Here is a 12138-nt window from a genome sequence, read left to right on the forward strand (position 1 = left end):
TTTTTACCCGCTGCATCAACAAGGGTAATATGCACAAAGCCTGCGGAGTCCAACCATTGCATGTCCCGGATGTCTGGTGTTGTGGAATTCTTGTCCGGGCTTCGCCCTATCAGCACTCCGCCGATCCAGGGATTAGCGGAAAGGTTGGAAAAGCTGAAGGCATTATTAAAAGCTTCCTCCCGGGTAAAGGAAACAATGCTGCCGGGCGAGAACCGCTTCAAGGGTTTCATGATCACAGCATAATGCGTGGGAGCTGATGATAGCAGGGAATTGGGGAAATAATCTTCATAGGCGCTTAGTCCGCCGGCATAAGCGGCTTTAATATAGGGCCTTACCAGGTTGTTGGCTGCTTTTTCTACATATGCATCCAGCCGGTTTTCGGTCATTTCGTATTCCTGCTCCTGCATGCGGTTATAGATCATTGCGGGCGGCGACTGCCGGATGGCGCTGTTCATCTTTTCAAAAGGAAGGGGATGCTTTTTGAGATGGTCCTTGATCTTTGTGAGATGATCGGGGATCACGTTACCCGCAGGCGTGCGCGGGATGTTATGGATGGCTGCCATCACGGTTTTGTGATCAATGAAAATAGATGTTAGCAGCTCCCTGGCTTTCATTTCCAGGATATTATCAAATGCTTTCTGAAAGCTGCGGGGAAAGGCGCCGGTGAAAAACCTTAGGAAAACAGGCTCTCCTAACAGGTTCTTCAATATTTCTTTTGACCAGTTATCAGCCTGGCTGTCGTGCAGGTTTTCAAAGCTCATGGTAATTACATCATCGATCGTTACCTGGTCATTATACAGGCTGTTAAGGTCACTGACCTGCATGCGGAACAGCTGTTGATCCCGTGCGCTTAGCCTGCTAACGGCGGTAGTAAGCCCGGACTCCATTTTTTTGCCAAAGCCGGTAACAGGTCCCGGCTGCGCTGCCTGGTATGCGTAGGCTTTAATGAAGCTGGTAGCTGCCGGCGAGGGGCTGACGGTCTCAAAGCTATCAAATGGATTCATAACCTGGTAAGCATGCGGATCTGCGGCGGCCTGTTTCTGCGCCACGTAGACCTCTAATAAGGTGTGCCTTAGCTGGGTGCTTACTAACCGGAACTGTTGTACGCTATCCAGGCTTATACTGTCCTGCAAAAAGGATCGCATAATTTCCCGTTCCATGATGCGGCTTAATCGGGCAATACCGGCGCTCAGATCTGCGGAGAGAGAGAGCTTTTCAGTACCCGGAGGGAAGCGGAGGTTCCATTTTTCATTGAGGGTTTGGAGCTGATGGGTTACTATAGTGTTTTCCAGGTTGTAACGGGCGTTTACAGTTGCAAACGGTACCTGGATGGCCTGCAATATGAAAAGGGAAGCCAGGAGTATTACACCTGCGGTTATGGAGAGTGCTGCATTGGCTTTATTAAGGGCGCGGTGCATGCCGGCGGAGGTAAGGTAGTAAATAACGACGAGCGCAAGAATGGGCAGCACTACCAGGATTAGCCATGGCCAGCTTGCCTGGAACGCATCATGAAACTGTTTTAAGGCACGTAACGGGGCAAACAGCATCCGCGCAAGCACAACGTTTTCAATAACACCTGTTAAATTATTGAGTATAAAAACCAACACCGCCAGGAGCGTATAGGTAATAGCTGCTACCAGAAAAAATATACGGACATAAGCACTGAAGGCAATGGCTGCGGCGGATTGGGAGCTACTTAATGCAACCGGTTTCTTTGACAAAGTATTGAACAGGCTATACAAAAGCCAGGCCAGCAGGCAAGACAGGTAAATTGGCATAAGCACGGCTTGAGGTTACAAAACGGTTTCCGCTTCTATTAAGTGCTGGTTCCTGCGACGGTCTGTTTACTATGGTCCCCTGTTATGAATACAAAGGAGGTCTGTTAATTGTTCATATAGCAATTAAAATTATTGTTTAGCGGATTGTGTCCGGCCAGTTGGGGCAGCGCCATAAAAAATTATCGATCAATAACAAGTGCATTAACGAATGTTTAACCATCTATTACGAATCCTGCTGTTAAATTGAGCAGGATTTTTTTACCCTAAATACCTATGAGTTAGGGACAAACAATCAATCCATTAATTATGTAAATATTTATCACACTGCTAAAACTTTTACAACAGGAGAATGCATAATTCTCTGCTGCCCTGACTTTGCATAGAGTGATCATGCACTGTCATGGCGCCCCAATCAATGTCGACTGGACATTATAAAAGCTGACAAAATGAGTTTGCGCAACACTTGCCACAACCTCCATGAGTTAGTATAACATAACCTGGAAAAGCCGCTCAATCGCGTTAAAGCGATTGTGGGAGAACCTTATGCACACCAAAACACGCAGTCATAAAATATGGAATACAATCTCCACATCTTCTTCTTAGATCTCGTAGCCGAGAAACTGGCGCGTATCATCAGCCCTGATGATGAGCAGCTGCTTCGCGGGATCATTTCGGCCGATCCTGATGCTGCAGAGGAATATGTCAAAGAAGTAGACCAGCATCGCTCTCGTGGTCACAAAGTATCTGTTACGGCTATGCAGCTGTATCACCATGCGCTTGAAGTTATTGCTGCTGACCGGGCAAGACGTGCGCATAAAATTGGGATTATGAGAATAGCCGCAGCTATACTGTTAATGATCATCTCCAGCATTTGTTATTTCCATTACGGGCCGCCCACATTCGGAGGAAAGAATAGCTCACTGGCTTTTTCTTTTGCTAACAGGGAGGATACTGCAGTGCACACCGTGATGACATTCAGAGGAAAGGAAGATAGCGTAAGCCTGCCGGATGGATCTACAGTACGGATCAATGCAGCTTCACGGCTGGAGGTACAGTTTTCCAAAACAGACCGGAAAGTGAGCTTCAAAGGGGAAGCGTATTTCAGAGTAGCGCCCGGCCGCAGGCCTTTTATCATTAACACGCCTTATGCCGCCATTGAGGTGCTGGGCACCGAGTTCAATGTTAATACCTATGATTCCGGAGTAACAAAGATCTCACTGGTGAAGGGAAAGATCCGCGTGAGAGCAATGGGCAAAGACGTTATTGTACGTGCAGGCGAAGAGCTGGTGTATACACATGGTAGCACGTTTCAGCTGCGGGCCTGCACATGTAATGTTGCTTTGGCCTGGCAGAATGGAGTGTGCCATTTCTTCAATGAAGATCTAAATGCTATAGCTCCCAGGCTGGAACGGCTGTTTGATACCTGTGTGGTTATTGATGATGAGCGGCTGCTGGATAAAAAATATACAGGTTTGATCGATAAGTCAATTGGCCTGATGGCTAACATAAATAATATACCAGCGGTCACTAAACTTGATTGTCATTTTTCGGGAGATACGCTGCATATTGCTTCTAAGTAAGAGGAGGGGTATGAATGAAGCGGCAGGGTACAACATACCCTGCCGTTTTTATGTTGTTATGTGTTATGGTTCCCGTTTTACCCGGTGTGGCTTATGGCTGGCGATAGAGTACATTCACACAATTATCCACGTACCACGTTGTGGTTACACTTCCCGAAGTACTAGTGCAAATAATGCCAGTTACAATGCTCGTGCAATCTGACGGAGGGGTTGCCTGCAGGCAAAAACCGGGGAGATTGCTCTGCGTGTATCTGGCAAGTGTGCGCTTCGTGTTTCCCAGTGAAAACAGGGTGGACAATAATAGTACGGCAAGCGTAATTGATTCACGCCGGCGTTTACATAGGAACTTTTTCATAATGATCAATTTTGGTTTTATGCTTACTCTGTTACATGGGTTTTCAGCATCTCCCATTATTGCTATCGATTGCGCAATAAGTTAATAGTAATGCGCGTCACCGTACGAGAAGTAATAACAGTAGTCAAGCCCCTGAATTAAAGAGTGGTGTAATACCTGGTGCCTGCGCCTTTGCCCCCTGTTCTTAGAATGCTATTTGTAATCCTGCAGTAACCATCCGGGTTGTTGGATATCTTTCAGAGGATGCCACAGTTTCAGGATCTAAACCGGAATACCTGGTGATTGTGAATAAATTTTGCCCTTGTACGAATAATTTACCGCTTTTTATCCTGATCCTTTGCATCCATGTTTCCGGAAGATGCCAGGCAACAGATAATGACTGCATTCTTATATAAGAAGCGTCTGTTACCCGCTGATCGCCGTCAATGGCATAGGCGAAAGCCCTTCCTTCCGGTGTAGATGACGAACTGGTAAATCGCTGTATATGGGTCACATCTCCAGGGTGCTGCCAGCGATCCAGTACTGTTATGGGCTGGTTGCTTATAGCGCCCGCAGGAATATAGGAATCTGCATATTCGAATCCGTAATTATTTTGCCGCACAAAGCGTAAGAGAAATTCCATTTCCAAACCTCTCCACCGGATATTATTTTGTATCCCTCCATATAGGGTAGCTCCAATACCCTTGCCATACACCTTGTCATCAAGAGTAACTCCGTCTCCTTTCTTGTCCCCAAACAGGAAGATCCCTTTTTTCGGGTCTACGCCGAGTACATGAGGTCCCTTAAACATATCAAGCGGCAACCCTATGGAGTAGAAGTTATAGTAAGTGGTCATTTCCAGGAACGGGAATGCTTTCAGCACTGTTCTGGGAAAACTGATATTGAAATTTGTTGTCCAGGTAAGCTTATCGGATCTTATATTATTGGAGATAATTTCTACCTCTATGCCTTTGTTTTCTACTATGGCCGGATAATTCACTGGATCTTTTTTACCACCGTTATAAGGAAGTTTTGATGTGAGAAGCAGGTTTGTGCTGCGGTTATTATACAGGCTAAAGTTCACTAACAGCTGATCGTTAAGAAAACCAAGGTCCAGTCCCACTTCAGCTTTTCGTACTTTCTCCCAGGTATAATTCTTATACGGTATGGCGACGGAAATATTTTCTTCTGCAGCGGCAAAAGGGAGGTAGGCGTTTTTACTTTCATTGGGCATCCATCTGTCATTGCCTGTTATTCCCAGGCTTCCACGCAGCTTACCAAAGCTCAGGATACGGTTTTGTATCAGCCAGTTTTCCCTGCTAAAGATCCATCCAGCCGCAACGCTTCCAAAATTGCCATATCTACCTATAGGAGATAGCCTGGTAGAGCCGTCCCGGTTAATAGTTATATTCAGTAAATATTTGTCGTTATGCTTATAGCCGATGTGTGCATACCAGGATATGTAACGGTAGTTTTGCCGGGGCTGGTTAACGGTATCCACTAAAGATGCCGCTTTTTTATCTTCCAACTGCGTATCGTTGGTATAGCCATAGGCTGCATAGCTACGGGCAGTTTTCCCATCCTTTTGAAAAGTGCTCCCGATCAGCACATTAAATTGTTCTTTTCCAATCTTTTTTTTCCAAGAACCTTGCATCTCCGCAATCAGGTTTGAAAATTTAGTATCCGCGAAATAGCTAAAGCCAGGGGCCAGGCCACCAAATGACCTTGATGGATTGACCTGTGTTTCATGTACATTGAAGGAACCATAACCCAGCGTGGATATTATAGATAGATCTGGTGTTACCTGGTAACTAAAGGTGCCATAAGCACGTGCATTCTGTGAACCGGCTTTGTAAGGCCGAAGCATATAGCCATAAGGGTTGTCAAAAAAGGTTCCTGCTGCAAAGTTGATAGTATCATTAACATAAGGCTCCGGTGTATTCGGTGGTAAAGAGGAAAATTGGACAAGGTCCTGGGGGGGCAGCTTATTCCGGTCAGCCACATAATTTGCTGAAACAGCAGCATTAAATTTTTTATTAAGTGAGCTGAAGTTGTATTGAAACCGTAATGATCCTTTGAGGTAAAAAAAATCTTTAGTGGGATAAACCGTGCTTTCACGCCTATACAGGCCACTTAAACGGTAACTACTGGTTTTACCTGCGCCCACAACTTCCATGTTAGCATTAGTAACATGCCCGGTTCCGCCTATCAGTGTTTTTTGCCAGTTGGTATAACGCGTGGTATCCCATACTTTGAGGTCATAATCCTCATCGTTAACAGATCGCCTGTCGTTGCGCAATCCTTCATGACGCATTGATAAATATTGTTGGGTATTCAGGTATTTGATCAAATGGCCTGCTTCAGCAATGCCTGAGTAGGCACTTACCGACATTCCCTTCCTGTCTTCTCCGGGCATTTTACTGGTAATAACTATTACCCCGTTAGCTCCACGGGTGCCGTAGATGGCGGTAGCATCTGCATCTTTGAGTACAGCCATACTGGCAATATCATGCACGTTTATAAGATTTAATGTGCTGGCCGCAACATTTGCTCCTAATCCGGCGTCGTTTCTAAGCGTGTTGGCTACATCTGAATTGGATTGTCCCGAAATGAAAGGCATCCCATCATATATTATCAGCGGGTCTGTGCTACAGTCAATGCTGTTCCTTCCGCGCAAACGGATGTTCAAACTACTGCCCGGCAACCCGCTGATAGCCGAAATATTTAATCCGGGTACGCGGCCCTGTAGTGCAAAAAGCGGGTTTGAAACCGGTTGTGCAGTAATGTCATCCTCTTTTACCCTGCTGATATTCCCGGTAAGCGTTTGATTTGAATATCCCACTACGGTTATCTGGTCCAGGTTGGCAACATAGGGTTCTACCTGTATATTGATGGTGTCTTCCTTTGCAATCACCTCTTTATTAATATAGAGCATGGAGCGTGTTGCAAGACGGGCATCCGGTTTAACATCTTTTAACCTGAACTGGCCGTTTTCATCCGTACGGGTACCTTTAAAGGAGGCCCTCACCCCAACAAAAATATTCTTAACAGGAATACCATTATTATCCCGTACTGTTCCTGTTACTATCCGGGTAACATTTTTCGGCATCTCACCTAACAGCGGATCGCCTTCTTTTCTGGGTAAGATCACAAATACCTGACCCCTGTAGTCCCAGGTAAGCTCTCTTTTTCTTAGCAGATAGGCGAGTACGTTATCCAGCGGCTCATTTTTAAATGTTACACTGATCCTTTCCGAACTATTTATTTGCTGGTCGTTGAAGAAAGCCTGCAGCTGGGTTTGTTCCCAGATTGCATTAAAGAAGTCGCTTAATGTAAGATTCTCACAGGTAATGGTTACCCTTGCATCTTTCCCCTGCGTATAGGCATAGAAGTTGCCTGCCATTAATGTGATAAAAAGGCAGGATGAAAAAATGAGGGGAAATATGCGGGGATACATATTCTGGATCAAATGAATCTCATGTGATAAGTTGAACGCTTCCTTATGTTAGTTACTCTCGGTAGGTGTAATGCTGTCCTTAGATACAATAATGCCGTAAATTATGATAAACGATCATTGAAATGGTTAATCTCTTGTTAATGTCAGGGAGCAGTCCTCAGGGGCCTTTTCCTTTTTATTCTCCCATCCCTTCCTATCTTTGTCTTTTGCTACCTGGTGCTGCATGCAAAACGAACCTTCTAAACCGCTCCGCAAGATCATCCACATAGATATGGACGCTTTTTACGCGTCCATAGAGCAGCGCGATTTTCCGGAGTATCGCGGCAAACCCATTGTAGTGGGCGGCTTGCCTGAAGGCCGGGGCGGGGTAGTGGCTACTGCGAGCTATGAAGCGCGTAAATTCGGTATCCGGTCCGCCATGCCATCTAAAAGAGCCTTGCAGCTTTGCCCGGAGGCTATTTTCGTACGCCCGCGCTTTGATGTATATAAAGAGGTATCCCGCAGCATCCGTGAGATCTTTCACCGCTACACCGACCTCATAGAGCCCCTTTCCCTGGATGAAGCTTTCCTGGATGTAACCCAGGATAAGCTACAGATAGGTTCTGCCATAGAAGTGGCTAAGCTGATCAAGCAGGCTATAAAGGATGAGCTCCGGCTTACGGCATCTGCCGGCGTATCGGTAAATAAATTTGTAGCCAAGATAGCCTCTGATATGCAAAAGCCGGACGGACTTACTTTCATAGGTCCTTCGGCAATAGAGGATTTTATGGAAAAGCTGCCGGTAGAAAAATTCTTTGGCGTAGGAAGGGTAACGGCAGACAAGATGAAACGCATGGGCCTGCACACCGGCGCTGATCTGAAAAAACTTACGGAAGCAGATCTTACCCAACACTTTGGTAAACCCGGCCGTTTCTATTACCGCATTGTGCGGGGCATAGATGAACGGCCCGTAGAACCACACCGCGAAACCAAATCGCTGAGCGCAGAAGATACCTTCCCTTACGACCTTACCACCCTGGAAGAAATGTACGCAGAGCTGGATAAACTGTCGCTAACCGTGCATAACCGCTTAATGAAATATAATCTGAAGGGCCGTACCATTACGCTGAAAGTGAAGTACAGCGACTTCCGGCAGATCACACGTAATTTATCGCTTAGCTATCCCGTAAATGATGTTGCTACCATACAAGCTACTGCCCGGCAGCTGATGACCGCAGCTTTTTATGAGGATAATAAAGTACGGCTGTTAGGGATAGGACTCTCTAATTTTGGTGAGATACTGCCGCCGGCGAATGGGCAGCTGGAACTGTTTTGATGTGTAGATATGCAGATGTGCAAATGGATTGTTTTTTGCTGTTTATTGCCTGGTAGTGTTATTCTATATTACAACCATTAAAGTATATATCAATACATCTGCACATCTGCATATTTGCACATCCGCACATTATTTATAGTTCACCGGGCTGCTGCCTGTCCATCGCTTAAAGGCCCGTGTAAATGCACTCAGCTCATTATACCCCAGTATATACGAGATCTCTTTAATAGGGTAAGTACCGGATTCCAGGTAATGCAGCGCCAGCGATTTACGCACTGATTCTGCCAGCTGCTGGTAAGTGATGCCTTCTTCCTGCAGCTTGCGTTGCAGCGTACGGGCGCTGGTGTTAAAATTGGCTGCCAGGTCTTCCAAAGAAGGGATGCCCAGGTAAGCATTGGCCAGTAAATAGCTGCTTAAGCGGGTACGCAGGTTGGGGATGTTGCTTAATGCATCATCCACCGCGCCTACTTTTTGCAGCAGCAGGCTTTGTAAAGCATAATTGGCAGTGATCACCGGTGTATCCCAATGCTGTTTATCAAACTCAATTACATATTCCTTCGATTTCCGGATAGCCGTACAGCGCAGCACGCGCTGATATTCCGCTTCATGATCACTGTGAAAGGGCAGCTTCACCTGTTTGGGCTGAATGGGCTGCAATACCAGTCCGTCCATTTCATGCAGGGTGTAGGCCATAAACAGGTCCATCATTTGCTGAAACGCAAAGCTGTGTTCCCGGGTACCATCTTTATATGGAATGAACTGTACACTGAAACCCGTTTTATGTTGCGTAACCTGCATTCCAAACAGGTCGGTGATAAGATGCGTAAAAGAGGCGGCCTGTGTAAGCGCTTCGCCTACTGTGCTGCTATGCTGAATAATGAGCCCTACCATGCCCAGGGCAGATGCCTGCATGGATTCGCCCAGGTGCAGCCCAAATAAAGGATCGTTGCTCAGGTGGCTGGCGTTCAGCCACAGATCGTTCAGCTGTTTGGGTGTAATAACCAGGGAGTTTTTGCTTTGCAATGCCGAGATGGAAAGTCCTGCCAGGGAGCATAATTGCTCCGCAGATATTTCCCGCCGCACTGCATAGGCCAGCAGATTTTTTACTAATGCTTTTTGCAGATCCATACATTCTGAAATTTGTGCCAAGATAATTGTAAATACAACTGGCTGTGATGCCATGGCGCAAAATGATCAATGATTGGCGTGTTTGGATAAACCCGCCGGCGCCGGCCTGGCCTAGCTTTGCCATCAAAATAATGATGATGAGAGCATATCACCTGGAAAATGCCGGCGCCGCCAATAAACTGATCCTGAAAGAACATGCCATCCCGGAACCCGGCCCGAAGGAAGTGCTGGTACGTATGCATGCCGTGTCCCTGAACCGGCGGGATACCTATATCCTGAACGGCGTGTACCCGCTGCCGTCAGTACCCGGCGTAATACCCCTTAGCGATGGGGCAGGGGAGGTAGTGGCTGTTGGCGAAGCTATACAAAAGTTTGCCATAGGAGATCATGTAACCGGCAGCTACTTTGCACGCTGGATAGACGGGCCTTTTAGCCGTGAGCTTGGCCGGTACCAGTTAGGCTGTACACTCCCCGGTATGCTCACTGAATATGCATTGCTGGAAGAAGAAAGCCTGGTGCATATACCATCACACCTGAGCTGGGAAGAAGCGGCCACCTTGCCCTGCGCGGGATTAACGGCGTGGAACGCACTTACCGGCGGCGGGCCTGTTACACCAGGGCAAACCGTACTTACCATAGGTACCGGCGGCGTAGCATTGTTTGCGTTGCAATTCGCCAAAATGCTGGGTGCAAAAGTGATTGCCATTACCTCCTGCCCGGAGAAAGCGGCACGGCTCATTGAGCTGGGCGCGGATGATGTGATCAACCGCTACACCATACCTAACTGGCCGCCTGCAGTACAGGCACTTACCAACGGACAGGGCATAGATCATATCATAGAAACCGGCGGAGCCGATACCATTGAGCAATCATTACAGGTAGCTGCGCTCAATGCCAATGTAGCGCTGGTGAGCGTGCTGGGCTTCCAAAAAAAGATGATAACAATAGATCCCCTGATACTGGCCGGCAACCTGGTTACCATGCGCCGTTTATTTGTTGGCCACCGCAGCAATCTGGAAGCCATGATCCGCGCTATAGCTGTGCACCTGCTGCATCCTGTAATAGACCGTGTATTCTCCTTTGAGGAAGCTGCACAGGCGTATCAATATTTTGCTGCAGGCCGCCTGATGGGAAAAGTAGTGATCAAAATATAGAAATACCCGCGCGCTGCCTTATCTTTCGGCAAATATCTACGCGGCATGAACCAAGCGGCTGTTTTTATCAATGATACATTTGTACCGGCCGGCGAGGCTGCCTTGCTGGTCACTGACCTGGCGACGCAACGTGGCTACGGCATTTTTGATTTCTTTAAAACGATCAATAACATACCGGTTTTCCTGGATGACCACCTGGCCCGCTTCTACAATTCCGCAGCACAAATGCGGTTACCGTTGCAGCAAAGCCCGGAGCAATTGAAAGCTATCATTCATGAATTGATACAACGTAACCAGATCCCTGATGCCGGCATCCGTATTTCCTGCACCGGTGGTTACCCGCAGGACGGATATAGCATTGCCTCACCTAACCTGGTGATCACGCAACAGCCTTTAACCCCGCTTGCTGCAGATGCCTTTGAAAAAGGATTGCGCCTGGCAAGCTATAATCATCAGCGGCAGCTGCCGGAGATAAAAACCATTGATTACCTGATGGCCATCTGGCTGCAGCCGTTTGTAAAAGAACAGCAGGCCGATGACTTGCTGTATTACCGGCACGGGTTGATCACGGAATGCCCGCGGGCGAATATTTTCATGATTACGGAGGATGATATTGTAGTAACACCATCCCGCAATATTTTAAAGGGCATTACGCGGATGCATACTTTAAAAGTAGCCAGCGAGTTGTACAAAGTGGAGGAGCGGGATGTTACCTTAGAAGAGTTCCGTGCTGCGAAAGAGGCTTTTATTTCCAGCACTACTAAATACATTTTGCCTGTACTGCGGCTGGATGGCAGGCCTGTTGGCAATGGGAGGCCGGGAGCTGTTACTGCGCGGTTGAATGAAGTATTAAGGGAGTATGTTCGTTCCTCCCACCCATCCGGAGCGAATTAAGCCCGCCTGTTTGGTAGTTATATGGGAGATAAGCGCCCTGGACTTTAAGTTAATTTCTCAGGTTGTTTTCCCACCCATCCGACGCCCGCTGTTTGGTAGTTATATGGGAGCAACCCTTGGACTTTTTGGTTTGATTTCTCGGGTTTGTTCTCCCACCCATCCGGCATCGAACTGCGCCCGCCTGTTCGGTAAGTCTATTGGGCTTAGTGGGTCGTGTGGGCTGTAAATAAGGATGGGGCATTATCAAGCGTATCACGCCGGCCAAGGTTCGCTGCTCGGATGGGTGGGAGGCACGGCAAGAGAACGCACTATCAAAAGTTTTAACGGTGGGGCTAAAAGAAAACAAGCAATACGGGGTAATGTGAAGAACTTGCAGCAACTGACATAAAGGAGTTTCATCGGTTCTATTGCTCTCATTTCCCTGGGTTCATAATAGTAAATGCAAGGAATCTGATGCACCAACATAATGCTCTTCCATCGCTCTGATCTCCCCGGGGC

Annotated in this window: 7 protein-coding genes; 4 read left to right on the forward strand and 3 right to left on the reverse strand. The window is 47.2% G+C overall.

All coding sequences use genetic code 11. The annotated features are described in order from the left end of the window. Positions 1-1778, reverse strand: a 1778-nt coding sequence (locus VIM87_RS22295) for a hypothetical protein (protein ID WP_331999145.1), incomplete at its 3' end; no start/stop codon positions are given. 572 nt (positions 1779-2350) lie between these two features. On the opposite strand from VIM87_RS22295, the gene VIM87_RS22300 reads away from it, so the two are divergent. Further along, positions 2351-3358, forward strand: a complete 1008-nt coding sequence (locus tag VIM87_RS22300; RefSeq protein WP_331999146.1) for a FecR family protein — start codon at positions 2351-2353, stop codon at positions 3356-3358. A gap of 539 nt (positions 3359-3897) precedes the next feature. Here the strand turns inward: VIM87_RS22300 and VIM87_RS22305 are convergent. Next, positions 3898-7095 (reverse strand): SusC/RagA family TonB-linked outer membrane protein, encoded by a 3198-nt coding sequence (locus VIM87_RS22305; RefSeq protein ID WP_331999147.1) that lies wholly within the window; start codon positions 7093-7095, stop codon positions 3898-3900. 277 nt (positions 7096-7372) lie between these two features. On the opposite strand from VIM87_RS22305, the gene dinB reads away from it, so the two are divergent. Beyond that, positions 7373-8464: a DNA polymerase IV gene (gene dinB, locus VIM87_RS22310; protein ID WP_331999148.1), complete on the forward strand. Its 1092-nt coding sequence runs from the start codon at positions 7373-7375 to the stop codon at positions 8462-8464. Positions 8465-8593: 129 nt separating this feature from the next. Here the strand turns inward: dinB and VIM87_RS22315 are convergent, their stop codons facing one another. Further along, positions 8594-9592, reverse strand: coding sequence for an AraC family transcriptional regulator (locus VIM87_RS22315; RefSeq protein ID WP_331999149.1), 999 nt, complete (start codon positions 9590-9592; stop codon positions 8594-8596). A gap of 131 nt (positions 9593-9723) precedes the next feature. Between VIM87_RS22315 and VIM87_RS22320 the strand changes: the two genes are divergently transcribed. Together VIM87_RS22320 and VIM87_RS22325 are read left to right on the forward strand one after the other, a co-directional pair. Beyond that, entirely contained in the window at positions 9724-10746 is a 1023-nt protein-coding gene (locus VIM87_RS22320; protein ID WP_331999150.1) for an NAD(P)-dependent alcohol dehydrogenase, read from the forward strand. A gap of 45 nt (positions 10747-10791) precedes the next feature. Then, positions 10792-11640, forward strand: a complete 849-nt coding sequence (locus VIM87_RS22325; protein WP_331999151.1) for an aminotransferase class IV — start codon at positions 10792-10794, stop codon at positions 11638-11640. The last annotated feature ends 498 nt before the right edge of the window (positions 11641-12138 follow it).

The organism is Chitinophaga sp., from assembly GCF_036569125.1.
Taxonomy (GTDB): domain Bacteria; phylum Bacteroidota; class Bacteroidia; order Chitinophagales; family Chitinophagaceae; genus Chitinophaga.

Excerpts from the sequence above, each read along its gene's own strand:
- VIM87_RS22300 (WP_331999146.1), top strand. The coding sequence starts at position 2,351 with ATGGAATACAATCTCCACATCTTCTTCTTAGATCTCGTAGCCGAGAAA.
- VIM87_RS22305 (WP_331999147.1), bottom strand. The coding sequence starts at position 7,095 with ATGGCAGGCAACTTCTATGCCTATACGCAGGGGAAAGATGCAAGGGTA.
- dinB (WP_331999148.1), top strand. The coding sequence starts at position 7,373 with ATGCAAAACGAACCTTCTAAACCGCTCCGCAAGATCATCCACATAGAT.
- VIM87_RS22315 (WP_331999149.1), bottom strand. The coding sequence starts at position 9,592 with ATGGATCTGCAAAAAGCATTAGTAAAAAATCTGCTGGCCTATGCAGTG.
- VIM87_RS22320 (WP_331999150.1), top strand. The coding sequence starts at position 9,724 with ATGATGATGAGAGCATATCACCTGGAAAATGCCGGCGCCGCCAATAAA.
- VIM87_RS22325 (WP_331999151.1), top strand. The coding sequence starts at position 10,792 with ATGAACCAAGCGGCTGTTTTTATCAATGATACATTTGTACCGGCCGGC.